At 66.7% G+C, this 22,889-nt stretch carries 26 protein-coding genes; 20 read left to right on the top strand and 6 right to left on the bottom strand.

The window, feature by feature from the left end; genetic code table 11:
* Positions 1-157 precede the first annotated feature (157 nt).
* The 6 genes from ACFQ50_RS01990 to ACFQ50_RS01965 all read left to right on the top strand — a co-directional run bounded on the left by ACFQ50_RS01990 (position 158) and on the right by ACFQ50_RS01965 (position 3,068).
* Positions 158-625 (top strand): hypothetical protein, encoded by a 468-nt coding sequence (locus tag ACFQ50_RS01990; protein WP_377993853.1) that lies wholly within the window; start codon positions 158-160, stop codon positions 623-625.
* A 146-nt stretch (positions 626-771) separates the two neighbouring features.
* Entirely contained in the window at positions 772-1,227 is a 456-nt protein-coding gene (locus tag ACFQ50_RS01985) for an Asp23/Gls24 family envelope stress response protein (protein WP_377993852.1), read from the top strand.
* The gene (locus tag ACFQ50_RS01980; RefSeq protein WP_377993851.1) at positions 1,224-1,415 is read left to right on the top strand and encodes a DUF2273 domain-containing protein; all 192 of its coding nucleotides are present in this window, start codon (positions 1,224-1,226) and stop codon (positions 1,413-1,415) included. The genes ACFQ50_RS01985 and ACFQ50_RS01980 overlap by 4 nt, the downstream gene beginning before the upstream one ends.
* A 14-nt stretch (positions 1,416-1,429) precedes the next feature.
* On the top strand, positions 1,430-1,813 hold the full coding sequence (locus ACFQ50_RS01975) for a hypothetical protein (protein WP_377993850.1): 384 nt from the start codon (positions 1,430-1,432) through the stop codon (positions 1,811-1,813).
* Positions 1,810-2,460, top strand: coding sequence for a DUF6286 domain-containing protein (locus ACFQ50_RS01970; protein ID WP_377993849.1), 651 nt, complete (start codon positions 1,810-1,812; stop codon positions 2,458-2,460). Before ACFQ50_RS01975 ends, ACFQ50_RS01970 begins: the two co-directional genes overlap by 4 nt.
* Positions 2,457-3,068: a hypothetical protein gene (locus ACFQ50_RS01965; protein WP_377993848.1), complete on the top strand. Its 612-nt coding sequence runs from the start codon at positions 2,457-2,459 to the stop codon at positions 3,066-3,068. Before ACFQ50_RS01970 ends, ACFQ50_RS01965 begins: the two co-directional genes overlap by 4 nt.
* A 57-nt stretch (positions 3,069-3,125) precedes the next feature.
* Here ACFQ50_RS01965 and ACFQ50_RS01960 read toward each other — a convergent pair whose 3' ends face one another.
* Entirely contained in the window at positions 3,126-5,009 is a 1,884-nt protein-coding gene (locus tag ACFQ50_RS01960) for a glycoside hydrolase family 13 protein (RefSeq protein WP_377993847.1), read from the bottom strand.
* A gap of 126 nt (positions 5,010-5,135) precedes the next feature.
* Between ACFQ50_RS01960 and ACFQ50_RS01955 the strand changes: the two genes are divergently transcribed.
* From ACFQ50_RS01955 to ACFQ50_RS01935, 5 genes are all read left to right on the top strand, one after another.
* On the top strand, positions 5,136-6,431 hold the full coding sequence (locus ACFQ50_RS01955) for an ABC transporter substrate-binding protein (protein WP_377993846.1): 1,296 nt from the start codon (positions 5,136-5,138) through the stop codon (positions 6,429-6,431).
* A 7-nt stretch (positions 6,432-6,438) separates the two neighbouring features.
* Entirely contained in the window at positions 6,439-7,476 is a 1,038-nt protein-coding gene (locus tag ACFQ50_RS01950) for a carbohydrate ABC transporter permease (protein ID WP_377993845.1), read from the top strand.
* Positions 7,473-8,372 carry a carbohydrate ABC transporter permease gene (locus ACFQ50_RS01945; RefSeq protein WP_377993844.1) on the top strand — a complete coding sequence of 300 codons (900 nt, stop codon included), beginning with the start codon at positions 7,473-7,475 and terminating at the stop codon, positions 8,370-8,372. Before ACFQ50_RS01950 ends, ACFQ50_RS01945 begins: the two co-directional genes overlap by 4 nt.
* Positions 8,369-8,632 (top strand): hypothetical protein, encoded by a 264-nt coding sequence (locus tag ACFQ50_RS01940; RefSeq protein ID WP_377993843.1) that lies wholly within the window; start codon positions 8,369-8,371, stop codon positions 8,630-8,632. The genes ACFQ50_RS01945 and ACFQ50_RS01940 overlap by 4 nt, the downstream gene beginning before the upstream one ends.
* Before the next feature lie 80 nt (positions 8,633-8,712).
* On the top strand, positions 8,713-9,768 hold the full coding sequence (locus ACFQ50_RS01935) for a LacI family DNA-binding transcriptional regulator (RefSeq protein WP_377993842.1): 1,056 nt from the start codon (positions 8,713-8,715) through the stop codon (positions 9,766-9,768).
* Between the two features lie 54 nt (positions 9,769-9,822).
* Here ACFQ50_RS01935 and ACFQ50_RS01930 read toward each other — a convergent pair whose 3' ends face one another.
* Positions 9,823-10,722 carry a hypothetical protein gene (locus ACFQ50_RS01930; RefSeq protein WP_377993841.1) on the bottom strand — a complete coding sequence of 300 codons (900 nt, stop codon included), beginning with the start codon at positions 10,720-10,722 and terminating at the stop codon, positions 9,823-9,825.
* 33 nt (positions 10,723-10,755) lie between these two features.
* Positions 10,756-11,562 carry an exodeoxyribonuclease III gene (locus ACFQ50_RS01925; RefSeq protein WP_377993840.1) on the bottom strand — a complete coding sequence of 269 codons (807 nt, stop codon included), beginning with the start codon at positions 11,560-11,562 and terminating at the stop codon, positions 10,756-10,758.
* Positions 11,563-11,836: 274 nt separating this feature from the next.
* Between ACFQ50_RS01925 and ACFQ50_RS01920 the strand changes: the two genes are divergently transcribed.
* The 6 genes from ACFQ50_RS01920 to ACFQ50_RS01895 all read left to right on the top strand — a co-directional run bounded on the left by ACFQ50_RS01920 (position 11,837) and on the right by ACFQ50_RS01895 (position 17,447).
* The gene (locus ACFQ50_RS01920; protein ID WP_377993839.1) at positions 11,837-13,336 is read left to right on the top strand and encodes a CoA-acylating methylmalonate-semialdehyde dehydrogenase; all 1,500 of its coding nucleotides are present in this window, start codon (positions 11,837-11,839) and stop codon (positions 13,334-13,336) included.
* Entirely contained in the window at positions 13,336-14,442 is a 1,107-nt protein-coding gene (locus ACFQ50_RS01915) for an enoyl-CoA hydratase/isomerase family protein (RefSeq protein WP_377993838.1), read from the top strand. The genes ACFQ50_RS01920 and ACFQ50_RS01915 overlap by 1 nt, the downstream gene beginning before the upstream one ends.
* The gene (gene mmsB / locus ACFQ50_RS01910) at positions 14,435-15,373 is read left to right on the top strand and encodes a 3-hydroxyisobutyrate dehydrogenase (RefSeq protein ID WP_377993837.1); all 939 of its coding nucleotides are present in this window, start codon (positions 14,435-14,437) and stop codon (positions 15,371-15,373) included. Before ACFQ50_RS01915 ends, mmsB begins: the two co-directional genes overlap by 8 nt.
* A 93-nt stretch (positions 15,374-15,466) precedes the next feature.
* A complete protein-coding gene (locus ACFQ50_RS01905) occupies positions 15,467-16,246 on the top strand; it encodes an enoyl-CoA hydratase (protein WP_377993836.1) in 780 nt (259 codons plus the stop codon).
* 71 nt (positions 16,247-16,317) lie between these two features.
* Positions 16,318-17,064 (top strand): type II CAAX prenyl endopeptidase Rce1 family protein, encoded by a 747-nt coding sequence (locus ACFQ50_RS01900; RefSeq protein ID WP_377993948.1) that lies wholly within the window; start codon positions 16,318-16,320, stop codon positions 17,062-17,064.
* 119 nt (positions 17,065-17,183) lie between these two features.
* A complete protein-coding gene (locus ACFQ50_RS01895; RefSeq protein WP_377993835.1) occupies positions 17,184-17,447 on the top strand; it encodes a hypothetical protein in 264 nt (87 codons plus the stop codon).
* A gap of 34 nt (positions 17,448-17,481) precedes the next feature.
* Here the strand turns inward: ACFQ50_RS01895 and ACFQ50_RS01890 are convergent, their stop codons facing one another.
* Positions 17,482-17,877 (bottom strand): ArsR/SmtB family transcription factor, encoded by a 396-nt coding sequence (locus tag ACFQ50_RS01890; protein ID WP_377993834.1) that lies wholly within the window; start codon positions 17,875-17,877, stop codon positions 17,482-17,484.
* Between the two features lie 342 nt (positions 17,878-18,219).
* Between ACFQ50_RS01890 and ACFQ50_RS01885 the strand changes: the two genes are divergently transcribed.
* Complete coding sequence (locus tag ACFQ50_RS01885) at positions 18,220-18,495, top strand: YegP family protein (protein WP_377993833.1); 276 nt, start codon at positions 18,220-18,222, stop codon at positions 18,493-18,495.
* An 18-nt stretch (positions 18,496-18,513) separates the two neighbouring features.
* The gene (locus tag ACFQ50_RS01880) at positions 18,514-19,212 is read left to right on the top strand and encodes a PAS and ANTAR domain-containing protein (protein WP_377993832.1); all 699 of its coding nucleotides are present in this window, start codon (positions 18,514-18,516) and stop codon (positions 19,210-19,212) included.
* 49 nt (positions 19,213-19,261) lie between these two features.
* On the opposite strand, the gene ACFQ50_RS01875 is transcribed toward ACFQ50_RS01880, so the two are convergent.
* Both ACFQ50_RS01875 and ACFQ50_RS01870 read right to left on the bottom strand, forming a co-directional pair.
* Positions 19,262-19,768: a MarR family winged helix-turn-helix transcriptional regulator gene (locus tag ACFQ50_RS01875; protein ID WP_377993831.1), complete on the bottom strand. Its 507-nt coding sequence runs from the start codon at positions 19,766-19,768 to the stop codon at positions 19,262-19,264.
* A gap of 3 nt (positions 19,769-19,771) precedes the next feature.
* The gene (locus ACFQ50_RS01870; protein WP_377993830.1) at positions 19,772-21,559 is read right to left on the bottom strand and encodes an AMP-binding protein; all 1,788 of its coding nucleotides are present in this window, start codon (positions 21,557-21,559) and stop codon (positions 19,772-19,774) included.
* A gap of 193 nt (positions 21,560-21,752) precedes the next feature.
* On the opposite strand from ACFQ50_RS01870, the gene ACFQ50_RS01865 reads away from it, so the two are divergent.
* Positions 21,753-22,886: an acyl-CoA dehydrogenase family protein gene (locus tag ACFQ50_RS01865; protein ID WP_377993829.1), complete on the top strand. Its 1,134-nt coding sequence runs from the start codon at positions 21,753-21,755 to the stop codon at positions 22,884-22,886.
* The last annotated feature ends 3 nt before the right edge of the window (positions 22,887-22,889 follow it).

The following is a 22,889-nucleotide window of genomic DNA, read 5'->3' as shown; positions in this document are numbered from 1 at the left end:
ATATACGGGACTTCTTTCGGGCAGGACTGCAAAGTGCACCCGGCCTGTCAACTTGGAAAGAGGCGCACCGGCCGGGCTAGACTCGCACGCCGGGGGACGGGGCAGGCGTCTGCCGCTGCCCAGCCAGGCCGCCCCAGGCGGCAAAACCACTCCAGGAATGGAAACCGTGAAACATCTCGCCCGCCCGCTGTACGCCACCGCCCTTCTCGCCGTAGCGGCACTTACCGCCTGCTCCGCGCCCGCCTCCGGCAGCGCGCCATCGGCGTCTGAAACGCCCACGACGGCGGCCAGCAGTGCCGCTCCGACCGCATCGGCGGGTGCCGCTTCCGGTCCGTACGGCGGCTACGGCTCGGCGGCCGAGGCCTGCGCCGCCATCTCTACGCAGGCTACCGGAGCGTCCCTGCTGCCCCTCTCCGCTGCGCAGGGCAAGACGGCGGAACTGGAACAGAAGAAAGCCGAACTAGCCGAGACGGCCCAGCGGGTCCCGGAGGCGCTGAAGGCGGACTTCGCGCGGCTGAACGAGGTGGCACTGGCCGGTCTCTCCGACCAGAGCGTGTATTCCAACGGCAAGTTCGAAGCCGCGATGGCCCCCGTGACAAGCTGGCTGTCCTCGAACTGCCACTGACCCGGCGGGCGGGAAAGCGGGCGCCGGGCTCCGCGGGGAACGCGGTGCCCGGCCCCCTGACGTTGTCCCGGCCCCCGGCGTCGTCCTGGCCCCTGACGTTGTCGGGCCTAGGGGATAGGGTTGTGTTCAACAGAAGGGGAGTGCTGATGGAATACCAGAATCCACAAACCGCCGCCGTTCGCGCGGACCCTGCTCCAGTGCCGGCCGCTGCCGGCGGGCGGACCGTGATCTCCGAGACCGCCGTGGCCAAGGTCGCCGGTATTGCAGCCCGGGCCGTGCCCGGCGTGTACTCCCTGGGGACCGGCTCCTCCCGGGCGCTCGGAGCCATCAGGGACGCGGTGGGCAGCTCCGATCATGCCGCGGGCGTCCACGCCGAGGTGGGCGAAACCCAGGTGGCCGTAGACATCACCCTGGTGGCGGTCTACGGCGCTCCGCTGCATGCCCTGGCCAACCAGGTGCGGGCAAGCGTATATGCAGCCGTCGAGAAACTCGTGGGCCTGCAGGTCATTGAGGTCAATGTCGAGATTAACGACGTCTACATTGCACCGCCGGTGAAGCCTACGGGTGCGCCCGCCGTCGCTGAGAGGGAGGCGGTCCTGTGAACCCCACCGTGGTTGGAATCGCCGTCGGCGCCTTCGTGGCGTTCATGTCACTACAGTTTGGCCTCTGGGGCTTCCTGATCTCCCTGCTGTTCATGGGCATCGGTGCGCTCCTGGGCCGTGCCGCAGAAGGGAAACTGGACCTGCGCAGCGTCATCGATGCCATCAGCGGCCGGCGCTCATCCTCATGAACCGGGCGGCCGACATGAACCAGGCAGCCGAACCAGCGAGGCCCGGCCGGCAGTACAGCGGTCACAACAGGATCAGCACCCAGGCCCTCACCAGCCTGGCCAAGGCTGCCGCCGCCGAGGCCCTGGGCATTCATGCCCATGACGTGCGCGCTGACTGGTCGGACGACGACGGCCTGCTGGCTTTGTCCCTCGTGGCCCCCATCAGAATTCCCAGCCTTACCGCCGTACTCCGCGACCCGGGACGTGTCTCGGCTCTGGGCGGCTCCATTTGGGACAGGACAGTGCACGCCAAGACCGACATTCTGACCAAGGTCACCGAACTCAGCGGTGCGAGTCTGAGCAGGGTGGATATCCGCATCAGCGGTGCCCACGTCACGGAAGAGGGCAGGGTGCGGTGAGTTCCGTCGTCGAACAGCAGCATGAGGCCGGCGGGGACCCGGCGCAGGACGGCACCGGGGCAGCCCACGCCGCCACCATCGACATGCGGCACGTCCTGCACCGCGAGACCCACGCCTCCCGGGCTGTGGCATCGGTCATCGCAGGATCCCTGGTCATCGTTCTCTGTCTTTACGCGCTCCTTGAATCGGCGGTACGTGCCATCGGCCAGCCGCCCTGGCTCATCGATCCGCAGACGGCAGCCGAACGCATCGTGGCCCTCCCGTCGGGCGTACCGCCTCTGCTGCTGGGTGCCGCCGGAGCCGTGACCGCCGCAGTAGGTCTCTTCTTTTTCCTGAGCGCGGTCCTGCCCGGGCGCCGGGCCAGGCATCTGCTGGCCGACCGGCGGATTGCCGTTGTGGTTGATGATGAAGTCATCGCCGCGGCACTTGCCCGGAGCGCGCGCCTGGCGGCCAATGTCACGCAGGAACAAGTCATGGTGGTGGTTTCCCAGCGACAGGTGGTGGTCAACGTGCGCCCCACCTCCGGTGTGCCGGTCAGCGAAAACGACATCCTGCAGGCGGTCGAGGACGAACTGCAGGCGATGGGACCAGCTCCCATGCCACAGGTGACCGTCAATCTGTCGACTTCCGGGGTGGTGGGCGCATGAACGGCACGCCCAGGCTTCTCAACCGGGTCCTTCTCGGCATTCTTGGCTTCAAACTGCTGGTGATCGGCGTGCTGCTGGTACTCCTGGCGGCCGTCCCCGCCGTCGCGGCGTGGTGGCACTCCTGGTCCAAGAGCGTGTCGGACAATGCCACCGCGGTCTTCGAGGGGACCCAGTTCCCCGGCCGTCAGGGGAGTTGGCTGTGGATCGTCCTGGCCCTCGCTGTGGTGCTGCTGATCGGCCTCATGGTTGCGTGGATCGCCCAGCAGGGCAAGGGCCGCACCGACCTTCTGCTGGCGGCAGAGGACCCGGGCGGTGTTCCCGGAGATATCCGGATCGGCGGCGGAGTTGCCGAGCAGGCACTCAAGAACGCCCTGGCCGACCGTCCGGAGCTTGCCGGAGCCACGGTCTCGATCTACGGTGTAAAGGGCCAGCCCGCGCTGAAGCTCCGGCTGCACCCACGCCCGGGTGTCCCGCCGCAGGCCGTCGCGGCCGAGGCTGCGGACCTCATTGACGCTCTGAGCGCCGTGGTGGGCCAGCGGACACCGGTCGTTGTGCATATCGCGGCCGGCGCGCGGACCCGCTTCAGCCGCGCTGAGCGGGTCCGCTAGCTCTATTTTTCAGAACTCTGACAGCCAGAAACCGGTAGCCCGAAACGGCCGGGCAATTTATCCGGCCACCAGGTACGCGGCGCTGTTGGGCGCAACGACCGCGTCATCAGCGCCTGATTCTCCGGCGCTGGAGAGCGCCACCCGGTATCCGTCGGGGACGGGCGCAGGCTTCGCCCCCGTGTTTGCGATCACCAGGACGTCCCGGTTCAGGAATGCGAGAACGCCCAGTTGGGGATCGTGGTTGTCCGCCAAGCAGAATGTTCCGGATCCCAGCCTGTGGCTCCGGCGCGTGGCAAGCGCCGAGCGGTACAGCTCCAATGTCGAGCCTTTGACGCCGTCCTGCCGGTCGGCAGCCAAATCTTCGAAGGATTCAGGCTGCGGCAGCCAGGGCGCGGCCGGGTCCTGCGCGGTGGACGCCTCGGCGAAGCCGTACCCCGGCGCTTCGGATTTCCAAGGCAGCGGCACCCGGCAGCCGTCGCGCCCCCGTTCGATGCCGTTGGTCCGGAAGAACGTAGGGTCTTGCCGGGCTTCTGCGGGCAGGGTGGTGTGCTCAGGGAGGCCAAGCTCCTCGCCCTGGTAAATATAGGCGGAGCCGGGGAGGGCCAGGGACACCAGCGTGGCGGCCCGGGCGCGGGACAGGCCCAGGACGGCGTCGGGCTGTTCGTCCTCGGCGGCAATGCCTTTCGGGAAGGTCGTGGGGTCCTGAAGGCCGAAGCGGCTCGGGTGGCGCACCGTGTCATGGTTGCTCAGGACCCACGTGGACGGCGCCCCAACGGACGCGGCCGCCTCGAGGGAGTCCTCGATGGCCACGGCCATCCGCTGTGCGTTCCAGCCGGCCAGGAGGAAGTCGAAGTTGAAAGCCTGCTGCATCTCGTCCGGGCGGATGTAGCGCGCCAGGCGCTCCGCGGGTTCAACCCATGCCTCGGCCACCAGCATGTGGTCGCCATCGTACCCGGCCAGGACCCTGTTCCAGTCGCGGTAGATGTCATGGACGCCGTCCTGGTCAAAGAACGGCGACGGCGGATACAGCGGCGACACCGGCTCGTGTTCCGTGCTCACGGCGGCGTTCCCGGCGCTCGAATCGGTGCTCGCCCCCGTCCCGGCAGCGGCCCCGGTACCGGCCGGCGAAGCGTGCGCCGTATGCGGTTCAACTGCCTCGCCGTGGGCGCCCGGGGGATCCGTCACGTGGGCGGCTTCGGCGGATCCTTCCACCATGGCAGCCACGCCTTCCCAGTCCGGAAGGCCGGCCTCCTTCACCATCCCGTGGGCCACATCCACCCGGAAGCCGTCCACGCCACGGTCCAGCCAGAAGCGCAGCACGGAACGCATCTCCGCCCAGACCTCGGGGTTTTCCCAGTTGAGGTCCGGCTGCTTCGTGTCGAACAGGTGCAGGTACCAGTCGCCCGGGGAGCCGTCCGCATTCGTGGTGCGCGTCCAGGCCGGTCCGCCGAAGATGGATTTCCAGTTGTTGGGGGCGATGTTGCCGTCGCCGGAGCCGGGAACCTCGTCCTTCCCTGGCCGGAACATGTAACGCTCCCTGGCGGCCGAACCGGGTTCCGCGGCGAGGGCCTCCTGGAACCACACATGTTCATCGGACGTGTGGTTGGGCACCAGGTCGACGATCACTTTCAGCCCGCGGCCGTGGGCCCCGTCCAGCATGGCGTCGAAGTCGGCCAGCGTGCCGAAGGCCGGATCCACCTGCCGGTAATCGGCGACGTCGTAGCCGCCGTCGGCCTGCGGGGACCGGTAGAACGGCGAGAGCCAGACGGCGTCGACGCCGAGCTGCTGCAGGTAGGGCAGGCGCGCCGTGACGCCGGGGAGGTCACCCATGCCGTCACCGTTCCCATCAGAAAAAGAACGCGGATAAATCTGGTAAACAGCCGCGTGGGCCCACCAAGCTGCTGTCTCGGAAGCCGGCGTGCTGATCGGGCGGTGGGTCATGGTTGCCTCTCCGGTAACAATTAGGTGTAAACGCTTGCATATCTTCGGGCAACGTTACTAGTGTGACAGTCACCACATCAACCGCACGACTGATTTCCATGTCACTCAGCGAGGAGTCTCCAGCCAATGAAAACCCCTAAGTTCTTACTCCCGGTTGCCACTGCCGGCGTGCTCGCTCTGACCCTGTCTGCCTGTGGCGGCGGCGGCGGGGGCGGCACCACGGGCGGCGGCGGCGGGGGCGGCGACGCCGCCAACAACCTGGACGGCCGCGGTCCCATTACCTACGTTCAGGGCAAGGACAACAGCAACGTCGTCCGCCCGCTGATCGAGAAGTGGAACGCCGCCCACCCGAACGAGAAGGTGACCTTCAAGGAGCAGACGGACCAGGCGGACCAGCAGCACGACGACATCGTGCAGCACTTCCAGGCCAAGGACGCCAGCTACGACGTCGTGGACGTTGACGTCGTGTGGACCGCGGAGTTCGCGGCCAAGGGATGGCTCCAGCCGCTGAAGGACAAGATGGCCTTCGACACCAGCGCCATGCTGAAGCCGACCGTCGACAGCGCCACGTACAAGGGAACCCTGTACGCGGCCCCGCAGACCTCCGACGGCGCCCTGCTGTACTACCGCAAGGACCTGGTCCCCACAGCGCCGAAGACGTGGGACGAAATGATGGGCATGTGCTCCATCGCCAAGCAGAACAACATTGGCTGCTACGCCGGGCAGTTCAGCAAGTACGAGGGCCTGACCGTCAACGCGTCGGAGGCCATCAACTCCGCCGGCGGCTCCGTCCTGGATCCGGACGGCAAGCCCAGCCTGAACACCGATCAGGCCAAGGCAGGCCTGGAGAACCTGGCCAAGGCCTACGCCGACGGCAACATCCCGAAGGAAGGCATCACCTTCCAGGAGGAGCAGAGCCGCCAGGCGTTCCAGAGCGGAAAGCTCCTCTTCCTGCGCAACTGGCCCTACGTCTACAACCTGGCCACCACCGAGGGTTCCTCGGCAGTGAAGGACAAGCTGGGCATCGCCCCGATCCCCGGCAAGGACGGCCCCGGCGCCTCCTCGCTGGGCGGCCACAACCTCGCGGTCAGCGTTTACTCCAAGAACAAGGCCACTGCCCTGGACTTCCTGAAGTTCATGACGTCCGAGGAGACCGAGAAGTTCTACGCCACCCAGGGTTCACTGGCTCCGGTCCTGGGCAGCCTCTACACTGACGCTGCCTTGGTGAAGAAGCTCCCGTACCTGCCCGTGCTGAAGACCTCCATTGAGAACGCCAAGCCGCGCCCGGTCACGCCGTTCTACCCGGCGGTCACCAAGGCGATCCAGGAAAACGCGTATTCAGCCATCAAGGGCGAAAAGCCCGTGGACACTGCACTGTCTGACATGCAGAAGTCCATCGAATCCGCCGGTGCAGGATCGTAGTTCTGTCATGGCAACCGAAGTAGGCTCGACGCCGGTCAAGGCACCGGCGTCGGGCGGCACCCCGGTCCACCACGGCCCCAAGGGCGTGGGTGAGGACAACAAGATTCTCAGTCAGGGCAGGTGGGCCTCGTGGCTCCTGGCCCCGACCATCATCGCCCTTGCCGTGGTGATCGTGTACCCGATCGTCAGCGCAATCGTGATGTCCTTCCAGAAGGACGCAGGCCTTGATCCTGCCACCGGCCTGTTCACGGCAGGCGGCCCGGCAGGCGTCCAGAACTACGTCAACTGGATCGCCCAGCAGTGTTCTGCCCCCGCCGGCGGAACGGTGGCGTGCCCGCCCGGCACCCTGGGTTCCCAGTTCTGGTCGGCCACGGCAACCACGTTCTTCTTCACCGTGGTTACCGTCGCCTTCGAGACCGTCCTGGGTTTCTGGATGGCCATGATCATGGCCCGCACCTTCAAGGGACGGAGCATGGTCCGTGCCGCAGTGCTGGTGCCGTGGGCCATCCCCACCGCCGTCACCGCGAAGCTCTGGTTCTTCATCTTCGCCTTCGAAGGCATCGCCAACAAGCTGTTCAACACCTCAATCCTGTGGACCGGCAGCGAATGGCCGGCCAAGTGGGCAGTGGTCATCGCGGACGTCTGGAAGACCACACCGTTCATGGCCCTGCTGATCCTGGCCGGACTTCAGATGATCCCGGCCGAGGTCTACGAGGCAGCCAAGGTCGACGGCGCCAGCGCCTGGCAGCGCTTCCGGCTGATCACCTTGCCGCTGGTGAAGCCGGCCCTGATGGTGGCCATCCTGTTCCGAACCCTGGACGCGCTGCGCATGTTCGACCTCCCGTACATCCTGACGGGCGGCGCGAACAACACCACCACGCTGTCCATTTTGGTGATCAACCAAATCAGACAAGGGTTCAATGTCGCCGCGGCGTTGTCGACCATTACCTTCATCATCATCTTTCTTGTCGCGTTCATCTTTGTCCGGTTCCTCGGCGCAAATGTTGTTGAACAAAGCGGCGCCACCGGTAAGGGGAAGAAATGACCGCCGCGACATCCTCCGCCACAAGCCTGCGCGCGGAGCAGGACCGAGGCCGCCGCAAGGCCCAGAACAGGGAGAAGTGGGCGCAGGGCAGGACCTACATCAGCGCTGCCGTCATCCTGATCTGGTGCCTCGCACCGGCGTACTGGATGGTGGTGACGGCGTTCCGCGAGGTGGGCTTCACCTACGACACCTCGATCCTGCCCAGCCATGTCACGCTGGACAACTTCAACACCGCGTTCGACACCTCGTTCGGGAACAGGTTCGGCCAGGCGCTGCTCAACAGTGTCTTCATCGGCGGCGTCGTCACGCTCGTGTCGCTGATCATCGGTGTGTTCGCGGCCTACGCGCTCGCACGGCTGAACTTCCGGTTCAAGTACCTGGTGCTCGGCTTCATCCTGGGCGCATCCATGTTCCCGGGCGTTGCCCTGATCACGCCGCTGTTCCAGCTGTTCACCAACATCGGCTGGATGGGCACCTACCAGGCGCTGATCATCCCGAACATTTCGTTCGTCCTGCCACTGACGGTGTACACCATGACCTCCTTCTTCCGGGAGATGCCGTGGGAGCTGGAGGAGTCGGCCCGGGTGGACGGCTGCACGCAGGGACAGGCCTTCCGCAAGGTCATCATGCCCCTCGCCGCACCGGCCATCTTCACTACCGCGATCCTGGCGTTCATCTCTTCCTGGAATGAATTCCTGATCGCCAGCCAGCTGTCCAGCGATGCAACCCAGCCGGTAACGGTGGCCATCGCCAACTTCGCCGGGGCCCAGCCGAACCAGGTCCCGTACACGGCCATCATGGCTGCCGGCACCATTGTCACCATCCCGCTGGTCATCCTGGTGCTGGTGTTCCAGCGCAAGATTGTGGCAGGCCTGACGGCGGGTGCTGTCAAGTGACGGACGGAGCAGCACCACAGGGCAGGAAACCGGCTCCGATTGCGCCCAAGCGCGTCCGGTCCGGCGAGGATTTCGACATCATCATCGGATTCCTCGGTTTCTGGGCCGTGGTGCTGCTCATCGCCACAGTCTGGATGGAGCTGACGGCGCAGCCCGCCGTCGGCTGGGCGCTGGGGCTGCTGGCCACCCTGCTGGCACTGTATGGCATGGTCAGGCTGCGGAGGCGCCTTCCTTCGCGCACGGCCACGCGGCGGAAGTGAGGCCGGCCGGACTAAAATGGATTCTTGCCGCCGGGCAATCAGCATGGCGGAAATCTGAATGAGGGGTTGGAGGGGACATCGTGGCGCGCACTACTGAAAGGGCACAGCGCGGTGGCCACTCAGGAGTCAGCATCGAAGACGTGGCCGCTGCCGCGGGTGTGTCGACGGCAACCGTGTCCCGCGCCGTCCGCGGCCTGCCGCGCGTTTCGCCGGCCACCCGGGAAAAAATCCTTGAGGTGGCCACGGCACTGGGCTACGTCGCCTCGTCTTCGGCGTCCGGCCTGGCCACCGGCCGCACCAAGACCATCGGGGTGCTGGCTCCCTTTGTGAGCCGGTGGTTCTTCTCGAAGGCCATTGAGGGCGCGGACCGCGAGCTGCACGCCCGGCAGTACAACCTTTCCCTCTTCAACCTCGGCGGACACGGCAGCCACCGCGAGCGGCTCTTCAGCAAGACCATGGTCTACAAACAGATCGACGCCCTTCTGGTGCTGTGTATGGCGCTGACGCGGGATGAGCTGGACCACCTGCAGAAGATCGACATTCCGTTGGTAGTGGTGGGTGGCCACGTCGAGGAATGTGCCTACATTGGCATAGATGACTACGCGGCGGCGTCCACGGCCGTCAAGCACCTGATCGAACTCGGCCACCGGGACATTGCGCTGCTGCACGGCGACGACGAAACGGACCTCAACTTCGATGTTCCCCGGGTCCGCATCCTGGCCTTCCAGGACGTGATGTCAGCCGCGGGCCTGGAAGTCCGGCCCGAGTGGGACGAGTGGGGGGACTTCACCGTGCGTAGCGGGCAGGAGGCATTCCGGCGGCTGTGGGCCCAGCCAGGCGAGAAACCGACTGCCATCTTCTGCGCGTCCGATGAGATGGCCATGGGGGTCATTTTCGAAGCGAACCGGGTGGGCGTCCGGGTGCCCGACGACCTGTCCGTGATCGGCATCGACGACCACGATTTTTCCGACGCCATCGGCCTCACCACAGTGGGGCAGCGCCCGGACGAACAGGCCGAGCTTGGCACCAAGATGCTGCTCGACGAACTCCTGGGCATACCCGGGTCGGTGCGGTCCTCCGTCGCACCGCACCGCCTGATTGTCAGACGCACGACGGCGCCGCCCCGGTCCTCCTGACAGCCCGCCTGAGTCTTGGGAAGAGCCGGGTGCCGGGCCAGGAAGACTGCCGGTTTACGAGGCCCGGGCCAACTGGCGGATCGGGATCCAGCGCGAAGCGAGGCGGCGGTAGGCGGCTGCCGCGCCTGTCATGTCCCCCTCTGCGAGGCACTCGATGCCCAGGCGCACGTCCATGGGGGAGTCGTCAGGGTAGACCTTGTCCGCCACCGCGCCGTAGTCCAGCTCCACCATGGAGTCCGCGTGGAAGAGCTCCAGCCATTCGGTGAGCTGCGTGAGATCGTCCAGCATGTCCAGGTCAGGCGCGGCGAGGGCCAGGTTCGCCACGGCGTAGCGCACCCGGTCGAGGGCGTCCGAGATCGGCGTCCACACGCGGACGGTGAGGATCCTGCCGCCGGCCTCGACGACGTCCTGCGGATCGGACTCAAGGAACAGCGAGAACCAGCTGAAGGGAATGCCCCAGGTGGAGGCGCGGGTGTGCACCCGGGTGATGCCGTCGCGCGCGTTGACCAGGTCGATGCGTTCCTGGTGCCTGTCCCGCTGCTCCTCGGGGATGAGCAGCTCGGCCAGGGGCCCGTGGATGCCCTCGATCAGCGCGTTTGCCGCCAACCCGGCCCGAAGCACCAGCTGGCTGGGGCAGTAAAGCAGCGCGACGCCGTCGGCCGTTTCCTCCGCCGAGCCTTCCTTGCCGTCTTCCTCCACGGGGACGCCCGGGGCGCGGGTGACGCGCACCAGGTCCGTCCGTCCGGTGGGGAACGGATCGCCGCCGGGCCTGGTGATCCGGCCCAGGGAAGCCAGCAGCTCCGCGTTTTCGACGGCGGCGCGGGACACCGCCCGCTCGCCGGCTGACTTGATGGCGGCCCGCTGGTCCTCGGGAAACGCGTCCAGCGGCTCATAAACGCGCAGCGTGGAGGAGAACGGGAGCCCGGCCTGGCCCCGGTAGAGGTTGCCCGTCATGAATGCCTGCCTGTCATCAGCCGTCAGCCTCCATCAGTCGGTCAGTTCCACAATCACCGGTGCGTGGTCGGACGCGCCCTTGCCCTTGCGCTCCTCGCGGTCGATCGACGCGCCGGAAACCCGCGAGGCGAGGGCCGGCGAGGCGAGGATGAAGTCGATCCGCATGCCTTCCTTCTTGGGGAAGCGCAGCTGGGTGTAGTCCCAGTACGTGTAGACGCCCGGGCCCGGCGTGTGGGGGCGCACCACGTCGGAGTAGCCCACGGACTCGAAGGCGCGGAACGCGGCGCGTTCCGGTTCGCTGACATGGGTGTACCCCTGGGTGAGGAACAGGTCGATGTCCCAGACGTCGTCGTCCGTGGGGGCGATGTTCCAGTCGCCCATCAGCGCCACCTGCGCGGACGGGTCCCCGGAGATCCAGCCGGCGGCGTGGTTCTTCAGCGAATCAAGCCACTTGAGCTTGTAGGGCATGTGCTCGTCGTCGAGGGAGCGGCCGTTGGGGACGTAGAGGCTCCAGACGCGGACGCCGCCGCAGGTTGCAGCCATGGCGCGGGCTTCCTGGACGGGATCCTTGCCTTCCTTGCCGAAGTGGGGCTGGTCGGTGAACCCGCGTTCGACGTCGTCCAGGCCCACGCGCGAGGCGATGGCCACACCGTTCCACTGGTTGACGCCGAAATGCGCCACCTCGTAGCCCATGCGCTCGAAGAGCTCCCACGGAAAGTTGTCGTCCTTGCATTTGGTTTCCTGGATGGCCAGGACGTCACAATCGGAGCGCTGCAGCCACGCCTCAACACGGTCGGCACGGGCACGCAGCGAGTTCACATTCCAGGTAGCTATCTTCACAGTCCTAACTTACCGAACTTGGACGCGGTTGGGACTCCCGCCAGGTGGCGGCGCGGTGCCGTCCGGACCGCGTCCGGACCGCGTCCGAAACGGGGCACTTTGACGCGGGACACGCCGGGATTTGGCGTCCGGAAGCACGGTTTGCGCGTCAAAGCCCCCCACGACGGCGGCAGCTCACCCCGTGTGCCGGCCCCGCCTGGGGGCTCTGGAATTTAGTAGGAAGTCCGAGTAGATTCAGCACCAGAGATGACCGGGGTCATGCAAAGGAGCATCCATGGTTCGCGAACTTTCCCACTACATTGGCGGCCGGCGGGTCGACGGCACGTCCGGCCGGTACGGCGATGTTTTTGATCCCTGCACCGGAGAAGTCCAGGCCAAGGTGCCGCTGGCGTCCGCGGAAGAAGTCCGCAACGCCGTCGAAAACGCCGAAAAAGCCCAGCCGGAGTGGGGCGCCATGAACGCCCAGCGCCGCGGCCGAATCCTGCTGAGGTTCGTGGACCTCGTCAACGACAACATGGACGAGCTCGCCGCCCTCCTGTCCTCGGAACACGGGAAGACCCTCGCCGACGCCAGGGGCGACATCCAGCGCGGCATCGAGGTGGTGGAGTTCGCAGCCGGAGCGCCGCACCTGCTCAAGGGCGAGTTCTCCGACGACGCCGGCTCGGGCATCGACGTGCACTCCATGCGCCAGCCGCTGGGCGTTGTCGCAGGCATTACGCCGTTCAACTTCCCCGCCATGATCCCGCTGTGGAAGTCCGGCCCGGCGCTCGCGGCCGGCAACGCGTTCATCCTCAAGCCGTCCGAGCGCGATCCGTCCGTGCCGCTGCGGCTGGCCGAGCTCTACTCCGAAGCCGGGGTGCCGGACGGCGTGTTCAACGTGGTCAACGGCGACAAGGAAGCTGTGGACGCGCTGCTCGAGGACAGGCGCGTGCAGGCGATCGGCTTCGTTGGTTCCACCCCGATCGCCCAGTACATCTACGCCACGGCGGCGGCGCACGGAAAACGGGCCCAGTGCTTCGGGGGCGCCAAGAACCACATGGTCATCATGCCGGACGCGGACCTGGACATGGCCGCCGATGCCCTGATCGGGGCCGGCTACGGGTCGGCCGGCGAACGCTGCATGGCAGTTTCCGTGGCCGTCCCTGTGGGGGAGGAGACCGCGAACAACCTTGTGGCGAGGCTGCAGGAGCGGATCAAGTCCCTGAAAGTGGGGCACAGCACGGCCAAGGACTCCGACTTCGGGCCGGTGGTGACGCCCGCCGCCAAGGAGCGGATCGAGGGTTACATCAAATCCGGCGAGGAGGAGGGCGCCTCGCTCCTGGTTGATGGCCGCGGCCTGGCCGTGGACGGCTACGACGGCGGCTTCTGGATTGGCCCCACGCTGTTCGACAACGTCACCAAGGACATGAAGATCTACCGCGAGGAGATCTTCGGTCCCGTGCTCAGCGTCCTCCGCGCGGCCGACTACGACGAGGCCCTGCGGCTCTGCAGCGAGAACGAGTTCGGCAACGGGGTGGCCATCTTCACCCGCGACGGGGACGCGGCCCGGGACTTCGCCAGCCGGGTGCAGGTGGGGATGGTGGGCATTAATGTCCCCATTCCGGTGCCCATCGCCTACTACACCTTCGGCGGCTGGAAGGCGTCCGGCTTCGGCGACCTCAACCAGCACGGCGCCGATGCCTTCCGTTTCTACACCAAGACCAAGACCGTGACCTCACGCTGGCCCTCCGGCATCCGGCAGGGTGCCAGCTTCATCATGCCGGAAGGAAGCTGATGACTGAACCTGCCCCGAACGGGACGCCGGCAAACCCGGCGCTTACTGAAGAACTACCTGAACACGGGGTGCTGTTCGAACAGCGGGGCAAGCTGGGGGTGGTCACGCTCAACCGGCCCAAGGCAGTCAACGCGCTCACGGCCGGCATGGTCACCGCCGTTCTGGAACAGCTCACCGCCTGGGCGGACGATGACAGCGTGGCCACGGTGCTGGTCCAGGGCGCCGGCCACCGCGGCCTGTGCGCAGGCGGGGACATCGTGGCCATCTACCGCGACATCCTCGCCGGCGGGGACGAAACCGCCGGCTTCTGGGCGGACGAATACCGGCTGAATTCACTGATCGAGCGGTTCCCCAAGCCCTACGTGGCGTTCATGGACGGCCTGGTGCTGGGCGGCGGCGTGGGCATTTCCGCGCATGGCTCCCTGCGCATCGTCACCGAACGGACCCGGACCGGGATGCCGGAGACCACCATCGGGTTTGTGCCTGACGTCGGCGGCACCCTCCTGCTCTCACGCTCACCGGGGGAGACGGGCACCCATGCCGCCCTTACCGGCGCCCACCTGACCGGGGCCGATGCGCTGTTCCTGGGGCTCGCCGACCACTTTGTTCCGTCCGGCAGCCTCGCCGCCCTCGCGGCGGCACTGGAAAACGAAAGCGCGGAAGCCGCCGTCGTACGCTTTGCCGAAAAGCCGCCCGCCTCGGCGCTGGCGGCGCAGCGGGACTGGATCGACGCCTGCTACGCAACGGACGACGCCGAGGAAATCATCCGGCGGCTGCGCGCCGCGGGCGGGGAGGCTGCGGCGGCCGCCGACACCATCGAGACGAAGTCGCCCACCTCCGTCAAGGTGACTCTGGCGTCACTGCGAAGGTCGCGCGGGCTGACGCTGAACCAAGTGCTGGCCGAGGAATACCGGGTGGGGCTGCATTGCCTCGCCGGACCGGACTTCCGGGAGGGGATCCGGGCGCAGGTGGTGGACAAGGACCGCAACCCCCGGTGGCAGCCGGCCACGCTGCAGGAAGTGCACGCGGACGACGTCGGGCGGTACTTTGCGCCGCTGGGGGACCGGGAACTGGTTCTGTGGGAAAAGGAGTCGGACCATGCCTGAAGAAGCAACCCAACCTGAGGAAGCCAAACCGCGAATTGCCTTCCTCGGATTGGGCCACATGGGCGGTCCCATGGCGGTCAACCTGGTCAAGGCAGGCTACGGGGTCATCGGCTTCGACGTGGTGCCCGCGGCGCTGGACGCTGCGCGCGGGCACGGCATCCCCACGGCCGCGAGTGCCGCGGAAAGCATCCCCGGAGCGGACATCGTGCTCACGATGTTCCCGAGCGGGCAGCACGTGCTGGACGCATACAGGGGCGTGGACGGGGAGCCGGGACTGCTGGCCGCCGCGGCACCGAACACCATGTTCCTGGACTGCTCAACCATCAACGTGGACGAGGCGCGGGAGGCCGCCAGGCTGGCACTGGACGCCGGGCACCGCTCCGTGGACGCGCCGGTTTCCGGCGGCGTGGTCGGGGCGGAGGCCGGCACGCTGACGTTCATGGTGGGCGCACTGCCGGAGGACTTCGAGACCGTGCGGCCCCTGTTCGACGTCATGGGCAAACGCGCGGTGCTGTGCGGAGAGCATGGCGCCGGCCAGGCGGCAAAGGTCTGCAACAACCTCATCCTGGGCGTCTCAATGATCGCCGTCAGCGAGGCGTTCGTGCTCGGGGAGAAGCTGGGGCTGACGCACCAGGCCCTCTTCGACGTTGCGTCCGCGGCGTCCGGACAGTGCTGGGCCCTCACCACCAACTGCCCCGTCCCGGGCCCGGTGCCCACCAGCCCGGCCAACCGGGACTACCAGCCGGGGTTCGCCGGAGCCCTGATGGCCAAGGACCTTCGGCTGGCACTGAACGCCCTGCAGTCCACCGGCGTCGCCGCGCGGATGGGCCCGCTGGCCTCCGAAATCTACGACGCCTTTGCCGCGGAAGGCGGGGCCGGCCGGGATTTCTCCGGCATCATCACCGACATCCGGGACAAGTCAGGACAGTAGGCTTAGTTTCAGGACGCACCAACGTTTCAGGACGCACCAACGTTTCAGGACGCACCAACGTTTCAGGACGCACCAACCACGTGAGGGGCATGGATGACGCACGACTACGGGAACATTCTGGTGGAGCGCCGCGGGCGCGTCGGCCTGGTCACCCTGAACAGGCCCGAGGCACTTAACGCCCTGGACAGGACCACTTTGGAGGAACTCGTGGCCGCGGTTTCGGCCATGGACACGGACCCGGGCGTTGGCGCCGTGGTGATTACCGGCTCGGTAAAGGCCTTCGCCGCGGGCGCCGACATCAAGGAGATGGCGGACAAGGGATACCTGGAGATGTACGACGCCGACTGGTTCCGCGGGTGGGAGGACCTCACCCGGCTGCGCATCCCGCTGATCGCCGCGGTGTCCGGATTCGCGCTCGGCGGCGGCTGCGAGCTGGCCATGATGTGCGACTTCATCATCGCCGGCGACAACGCCAAATTCGGCCAGCCCGAGATCAACCTCGGAGTTGTGCCGGGCATGGGCGGATCCCAGCGGCTCACCCGCGCCGTGGGCAAGGCCAAGGCGATGGACATGATCCTCACCGGCCGGTTCATCGGCGCGGACGAGGCAGAGCGCTCCGGCCTGGTGGCACGCGTGGTGCCCGCCGCGGATACCGTGGAGGAGGCGCTGAAGGCCGCGGAGGTCATCGCGTCCAAGTCGAAGCCGGCCGCCATGCTGGCCAAGGAAGCGGTCAACGCTGCCTTCGAGACGGGACTGGCGCAGGGTGTGCTGTTCGAACGGCGTCTGTTCCATTCGCTCTTCGCCTCGGAGGACCAGAAGGAAGGCATGGCTGCTTTCGCTGAGAAGCGCCAGCCGGAGTTCAGGCACCGGTGAGCTCCGGGCTGACCGGGGAACGCACCGTGAAGGGGACTTCCCTGCGCGTTGTCCCGGCAGCCATGGTCTCAATGGCCGGCTTTGTCCTGTTCGCGCTGGACCAGAGCCTGCCAGGCTACGCGCTGCTCGCCGCGGCGCTCGTGGTCGCGTCACTGGTGGACCGCCTGCTGTTCCGCGATCTCGCCCTGATTGCCGCCGGGGTGGCCATCATCAGTGCCGTGCCCATCACCACCGACGTCAGCACGTCCCACATGCTCGTGATGGGGTCGGCCATGATCGCGGCCGTGGGGATCCCCTACGCCGTCTCACGGTTCGTCACCAAAGAGCACGCGGTGGTGTTTCCGGTCCGGACCGGGCAGATATGGACACGTGCGGAGAAGTGGTACCTGCCCGCCGTCGTGGTGATCGGCTATGCACTGCTGCCCGTTTACATGATCAGGACCGGGGTCTACATGAACTGGCCCGCCGTGCACGATCCAGAGGGCATCGCGCGGCTCTTTGTCGGCACCAACGCCCTGGGTATCTGGGATGAGCTCTTCTTCGTCTGCACCTGCTTCGCACTGCTGCGCCGCCATCTGCCTGACTGGCAGGCCAATCTGCTGCAGGCGGTCCTGTTCACGTCCTTCCTGTGGGAACTGGGATTCAAGGCCTGGGCGCCGTTCTTCATCTACCCCTTCGCCCTGCTGCAGGCCCGCATCTTCACCGCCACCAAGTCGCTGTCGTACATCGTGAGCGTGCACCTGCTCTTCGACTTCGTGCTGTTCCTGGTGCTGCTCCACGCGCACAACAGGGCGTGGATCGACATCTTCCTGTACTGAACCGCGGGTGCGTACGCTAATGGCCGCCGGAATTTCACCCGCAGTTAATGGCGGTGCCCTAGCCTTGCACTTCAGGCAAAAGTGTTTATTCAGGCAAGCGTCCGAAAAGGGGAACGATCGTGGCCGACATCGCTGCTGTACTGGGACGGCTCACCGCGGCCGAGCTTGAAGAAATCCACGCCACAGGGCCGCAGGGGCACTTGAGCCGCAGGATCGTGGAGGCGCTGGACCGGGCTGCCGGCGGTCCGGGCGGCGGCCGCGGCTATTATGTTCCCGCCGGAAGCGTCAGTGGAACAGGCAGCCCGCACGTGGTGCTGAGGAGCGATGTTGCAGCCTGGCTTTTCGGGCACGCCGCGCCGGCCGCCGTCACCGATCCCGCCTGAAAGCCGGGGATCCCGCCTGAAAGCCGAGCCCGGACTAGCCTGCGGCCTGTGCCGCGGGCGTAAGGGCGGTAGCTGGCGCTGAGCCTGGGGCGTCGTCAGGTACGCCGTTCTGCTGCCTCAGGCCGCCGTCGAGGATGGTGCCCAGCAGGCCGCGGGCCGCTTCGAGGACTTCACGTACTTCGGGGGACGTTAGTTCGTAGAACAGGCGGCCATCCTTTCGGGATGGAACGATCAGCCGCTGGCGCCGCAGGATGCCGAGGTGCTGGGAGAGGTTCGAGGCTTCAAGGCCGGTGCAGTCCCGCAGGTTGCTCACCGCCACCGGACCGCTGACCAGCATCTCCAGGACCATGATGCGCGCAGGGTGGCCCATGGACTTGAACAGGTCCGCCTTGACCTCGGTGTGGATCACGCCGTCGGGCATATCACCCATTATGGATCCCTTCACTGTTCCTAGACAGGTCTTGCTTGTCACGTATTGCCCGGCCTGCCAAATTGGTTCCCCAAGGCGTACAGACCTAAGTATAGAGACAGAACGGTCTGTCTCCGAGAAACGCGGTGAACTTTTGCCTGCGAGCCCGTTCAGCGGGGCCGCGAAGGCAGGGCAGTCGCCGCGGACAGGCCTTGCCAAGAGCCCGCAACTGGTTCACAATTTCATAAATTCCTCAATTGCTGCCCCTGCTCACCCGCGGGAGCGGTAAGGAGAGAAACCTCAGCTGCTTCCGGCGACGACGGTGTCCCGGACGCCTCGTGTTCCCGTATCCAGGAGGGCTAAATGGCTGGCATGTTCGAACTCTTCATCGACGCAGAGGCTTCATTCAGGTTCCAGCTCACCGCCCCGGACGGCACCGTGATGGCCGTGTCCCGCCCTTTCCCCAGCAAGGCCGCTGCTGTTGAGGGCATTGCCGCCGTACGTGAATATGCGGGAATGGGGCACGTGAAGGAGTTGCCCGCGGCACCGGCGGAGCGACCCTTCGGTGCCCGCTCCCACACTGCCGTCCGTCCCCTGTCCAGGCGCATGCCCCTCCAGTGCCAGGGGATGGCCGGGTAGGGCGGCAGGGGAGCCGCGATGAGCCTTCCGAAAACCGTGCGGGCGTACTCGAGCGTCCTTGGGCCGGCAGATTGTGTTGCCGGCACGTTCCACTATGACGCCATTTCCGGGCGGCTCGAGTGGTCCGATGAGCTGTACACGCTCCACGGGTACCGACGCGGCGAGATTGTGCCCACCATGGAGCTTCTCTACGCCCACAAGCACCCGGACGACAGGGACCGCTGCCACGACATCTTCATGGCGGCCTGCGGGGCGGGCGGGTTCTTCTGCAGCTACCACCGCATCATTGACGCGCGCGTGCGGGAACACCGTGTCCTCACCGCCGGCGAGGCGCTCTTTGGGGACGGCAGGCTCGTTGCTGTTGAAGGATTCATTGTTGACCTGACCAGCACGCTGCACTGGGAGACGGAGCGGGCGGCGCGTGAGGCCGTTGAAGGTGCCCTTGGCACGCGGAGCACCATAGAACAGGCCAAGGGCATCCTCATGGGGATCCTGCGGATTGGTTCGGAGGCCGCTTTCGACCTGCTGGCCAAGTACAGCCAGGACACCAACATCAAGGTGGCCAGCACTGCTGCCGACCTCGTGCAGCTCGCCAACAGCCCCCAGCAGGCGGCTTTGCTGGACACGTTCGTCCAGGAGCTCCGGCGGCCGTCGGCAGGCACTGCGGACATCCCTGCGGACATCCCTGCGGACAAGGACGGCGTACCCAGCGGATAGCTGCAGCGCCGCCGGTCACGCAGCGCCGCACGTCAGTCCGTGGAGCGGGTCAGTCCGTGAAGTCACCGGCGCCGCGGCGGAAGTCGCCCAGGATCCGGATGAGCTGGCTGAGGTCCTCCTGGCCGAAGCCGGACCGGGCGAAAACCTCGGCGTTGAGCACCGCCGTCGCCCGTTTTGCCAGCGTGCGGCCCTCGGCCGTGAGCTCGATCAGGGTGGTGCGCCCGTCGGTGGGATGCGGTGAGCGCACCACCAGCCCCGCGGTCTGGAGGCGGTCGACGGCGTTGGTCACCGAGGTGGGATGGACCTGGAGCAGGGCGCTCGCCTTGTTCATGGGCAGGGCGCCGCTCCTGGCGAAGCTGAGCAGGGCCAGCAACTCGTAGCGGGCGAAGGTCAGTCCGAACGGCTTCAGCGCCCCCTCGATGCGGGCCAGCAGGATCTGCTGGGTGCGCATGATGGCAGTGATGGCGGCCATCGGGGCGGCGACGTCACCCCAGCCATGGCTCTCCCAGTTGCGCTGTGCATCGGCAATAGGGTCGCGGGGCAGCGGAGGGCACACGGCTCAGCCCTGGCTTTTCAGGCCCGGGAAATCCGTTTCCGAGTATTCCGTGCCCAGGCCGAGGGGACTGCTGGCCGCGCCGTGCTGGGTGCCGTCCGCGTGGCGGAGCTCCTCGCTGTGCCGCATTTCCTCGCTGTGCCGCAGCTCGACCCGGCGGATCTTGCCCGAGATGGTCTTTGGCAGCTCGCCGAACTCCAGCCGGCGGATGCGCTTGAACGGCGCCAGGTGGTCCCGGCAGTAGCGCAGTATCTCCTCGGCGAGCTCGGGGCCCGGTTCGTGGCCGGCCGCCAGCACCACAAATGCCTTGGGCACGGACAGCTTCAGCGGATCCGGGGAAGGGACGACGGCGGCCTCCGCTACCGCCGGGTGTTCGATGAGCACGCTCTCCAGCTCGAACGGGGACAGCCGGTAGTCGGAGGACTTGAAGACGTCGTCGTCGCGGCCCACGTAGGTGATGACGCCGTGCTTGTCCCTGCTGGCCATGTCGCCCGTGTGATAGTAGCCGCCGCGGAAGGCTTCAGCCGTCTTTTCCGGGTCGCCGTAGTACGACTTCATGAGCCCGGCGGGACGGGGGTCCAGGCGCAGGCACAGCTCGCCGTCGTCCGCTTCTTCTCCCGTCGCCGGATCGACGAGGACCACGTCGTACCCCGGCAGGGGCTGGCCCATGGCGCCGATCTTGACCGGCTGGCCAGGGGTGTTGGCGACCTGCACGGTGGTCTCGGTCTGGCCGAAGCCGTCGCGGATGGTCTGGCCCCAGGCCCGCTGGACCTGGCCGATGACCTCCGCGTTGAGCGGCTCGCCGGCGGACACAACCTTGGTGGGCGGATTCTGGAGGAGGCTGAGGTCGGCCTGGATGAGCATCCGCCAGACGGTGGGCGGGGCGCAGAAGCTGGTGACCTTCTCCCGGTCCATCTGCTCCATGAGGGCCTTGGCGTCGAAGCGCTCGTAGTTGTAGACGAACACGCAGGCCTCGGCAATCCACGGGGTGAACAGGTTGGACCAGGCGTGTTTCGCCCAGCCGGGGGAAGCCACGTTCAGGTGCACGTCGCCCGGCTCCAGTCCGATCCAGTACATCGTGGACAGATGGCCCACCGGATAGGAGGTGTGGGTGTGTTCCACGAGCTTGGCCTTGGACGTGGTGCCCGAGGTGAAGTAGAGGAGCAGGGTTTCGTCCGCCAAGGTGGGGGCATCCGGCGTGAAGTCGCTGGGGGCGGCGGTGGAGTCTGCATAGTGCAGGGCCTCCGCAGTATTGGTGGCGCCGGTGGCACCTGCAGTCCGGCCGGCGTCGGGGATTTCGATGAGCCGGTAGCTGCCGGGCACCTCGGCAAATTTGCCGAGGTTGGCACTGCCGACGGCGGCCCAGCCCGCTTCGCCGCGCTCCACCCGGTCCTTCAGGTCCGCGGGTCCCATGAGGGTGGTGGTGGGAATCAGCACGATGCCCAGTTTGATGCCTGCCAGCACGAGTTCCCACAGTTCCACCTGGTTGCCCAGCATGATGATCATGCGGTCGCCGCGCTTGAGGCCCTGGCTGCGGAGCCAGTTGGCCACCTGGCCGGACCGCGCCGACAGTTCGGCGAAGCTGCGGCGGGTGGCCGAACCGTCCTGTTCCACGATCACCAGCGCGGGGTTCTGGCCGGTGGCAGGACCGGCCGCGATGGCGTCGAACCAGTCGAGAGCGAAGTTAAACTCTGCTGGCCGCGGCCATTCGAAGCTGGTTCTCGCCTGCGGGTAGTCCTGGCGCAGGGCGAGCAGCTGGTCGCGTGCGGCACGGAAGTCGTCGGTGACTGTCATTGGGCACCTTTCGCCTGGGGATTCACGTCCTAGTGATCCACATCACTGTGCAATATACTAGGACATCCAAGGGTTTGGAAGAGCGAAGGGATCTATGCCCGTGCAGCCACAACGACGTGACAACGGACAGCCCACAGAGGTTACAGCGGGGGAACCGGGGAACGCTGCGCCACCGTTTGCCGATGCGGATCTTATGTATGTTGCGGACCTGCTTCCGCCGGCCGAGCGTTCCCGCTATCTCGAGATCCGGGACTTCCTGCAGTCAAGGGTCCGGGCCCAGTCCATCGAATACTGGAACCGGGAGGAGTTCCCGTTCGGGCTGCTCGCGGAGCTGGGAAAGTACGGGCTTGGGGGGCTGCAGACGGACGGGACATCCACGCTCTTCAAGGGCCTCATGTACGTTGAGGTCGCCCGGGCCGACGTGTCCCTGTCCGCGCTGGTGGGCATTCACAACGAACTGATCGTCGGCATGATTGACGCCCTGGGGTCGGAGGAACAGAAGCAGCGGTGGCTGCCTGGCCTGACCGCCTTCACGCAGCTGGGGGCCTTCGCGCTGACCGAGCCGGAGCACGGCTCGGACATTGCAGGCGGGCTGGCCACCACGGCCCGGCTCGAGGGCGGCGAATGGGTCATCGACGGTGCCAAGCGGTGGATCGGTGCCGGCACGATCGCCGACTTCGCACTCGTGTGGGCACGGGACACGGCCGATCAGCAGATCAAGGGCTTCATCGTCGAAACGGACCGGCCCGGCTACACGGCGACCAAGATCAGCAACAAGATCGGGCTGCGGATCATGCAGAACGCAGACATCGCGCTGGACGGCGTCCGCATCCCGGAAACCAACATGCTGCCCGGCGCCACGGATTTCACCAAGGCCAACGAGCTGCTGCGGGATTCCCGGGCCTGGGTGGGCTGGCAGGCTGCGGGGATTCAGCTGGCGGCCTTTGACGTTGCCCGTTCCTATTCGCTGCAGCGCCGCCAGTTCGGCAAGGAGCTGGCACGTTTCCAGCTCATCCAGCAGCAGCTCGCCGAAATCCTCGGCAATGCGTCTGCCTCGCTGGCCCTGATGTCGCAGCTGGCCCGGATCCAGGAGGAGGGCAGGCTGGAAATGGCCCAGGCGGCGATGGCCAAGGCCACCACCACCCGGCTGGCCCGCGCGTCCGTGGCCATGGGCCGGTCCCTGCTGGGCGGCAACGGCATCAGCAGCGACTTCGAGATGGGAAAACTCTTCGGCGACGCCGAGATCCTCTACACCTACGAAGGCAGCTACGAGATCAACTCACTGATCGTGGCCCGCGCAGTCACGGGGAAATCGGCCTTCGTCTAGCGC

It is taken from the genome of Arthrobacter sp. NPDC056493 (assembly GCF_042795115.1).
Lineage (GTDB): Bacteria > Actinomycetota > Actinomycetes > Actinomycetales > Micrococcaceae > Arthrobacter.
This window is presented reverse-complemented; position numbering and strand designations above follow the sequence as displayed.

What these genes read in the sequence shown, in the direction of transcription:
- ACFQ50_RS01885 (WP_377993833.1), top strand. Translation starts at nt 18,220, where the DNA reads ATGGCTGGCATGTTCGAACTCTTCATCGACGCAGAGGCTTCATTCAGG.
- ACFQ50_RS01960 (WP_377993847.1), bottom strand. Translation starts at nt 5,009, where the DNA reads ATGACCCACCGCCCGATCAGCACGCCGGCTTCCGAGACAGCAGCTTGG.
- ACFQ50_RS01985 (WP_377993852.1), top strand. Translation starts at nt 772, where the DNA reads ATGGAATACCAGAATCCACAAACCGCCGCCGTTCGCGCGGACCCTGCT.
- ACFQ50_RS01920 (WP_377993839.1), top strand. Translation starts at nt 11,837, where the DNA reads ATGGTTCGCGAACTTTCCCACTACATTGGCGGCCGGCGGGTCGACGGC.
- ACFQ50_RS01965 (WP_377993848.1), top strand. Translation starts at nt 2,457, where the DNA reads ATGAACGGCACGCCCAGGCTTCTCAACCGGGTCCTTCTCGGCATTCTT.
- ACFQ50_RS01890 (WP_377993834.1), bottom strand. Translation starts at nt 17,877, where the DNA reads ATGGGTGATATGCCCGACGGCGTGATCCACACCGAGGTCAAGGCGGAC.
- ACFQ50_RS01870 (WP_377993830.1), bottom strand. Translation starts at nt 21,559, where the DNA reads ATGACAGTCACCGACGACTTCCGTGCCGCACGCGACCAGCTGCTCGCC.
- ACFQ50_RS01945 (WP_377993844.1), top strand. Translation starts at nt 7,473, where the DNA reads ATGACCGCCGCGACATCCTCCGCCACAAGCCTGCGCGCGGAGCAGGAC.
- ACFQ50_RS01915 (WP_377993838.1), top strand. Translation starts at nt 13,336, where the DNA reads ATGACTGAACCTGCCCCGAACGGGACGCCGGCAAACCCGGCGCTTACT.
- ACFQ50_RS01975 (WP_377993850.1), top strand. Translation starts at nt 1,430, where the DNA reads ATGAACCAGGCAGCCGAACCAGCGAGGCCCGGCCGGCAGTACAGCGGT.
- mmsB (WP_377993837.1), top strand. Translation starts at nt 14,435, where the DNA reads ATGCCTGAAGAAGCAACCCAACCTGAGGAAGCCAAACCGCGAATTGCC.
- ACFQ50_RS01880 (WP_377993832.1), top strand. Translation starts at nt 18,514, where the DNA reads ATGAGCCTTCCGAAAACCGTGCGGGCGTACTCGAGCGTCCTTGGGCCG.
- ACFQ50_RS01905 (WP_377993836.1), top strand. Translation starts at nt 15,467, where the DNA reads ATGACGCACGACTACGGGAACATTCTGGTGGAGCGCCGCGGGCGCGTC.
- ACFQ50_RS01955 (WP_377993846.1), top strand. Translation starts at nt 5,136, where the DNA reads ATGAAAACCCCTAAGTTCTTACTCCCGGTTGCCACTGCCGGCGTGCTC.
- ACFQ50_RS01865 (WP_377993829.1), top strand. Translation starts at nt 21,753, where the DNA reads ATGTATGTTGCGGACCTGCTTCCGCCGGCCGAGCGTTCCCGCTATCTC.
- ACFQ50_RS01930 (WP_377993841.1), bottom strand. Translation starts at nt 10,722, where the DNA reads ATGACGGGCAACCTCTACCGGGGCCAGGCCGGGCTCCCGTTCTCCTCC.
- ACFQ50_RS01900 (WP_377993948.1), top strand. Translation starts at nt 16,318, where the DNA reads ATGGCCGGCTTTGTCCTGTTCGCGCTGGACCAGAGCCTGCCAGGCTAC.
- ACFQ50_RS01990 (WP_377993853.1), top strand. Translation starts at nt 158, where the DNA reads ATGGAAACCGTGAAACATCTCGCCCGCCCGCTGTACGCCACCGCCCTT.
- ACFQ50_RS01950 (WP_377993845.1), top strand. Translation starts at nt 6,439, where the DNA reads ATGGCAACCGAAGTAGGCTCGACGCCGGTCAAGGCACCGGCGTCGGGC.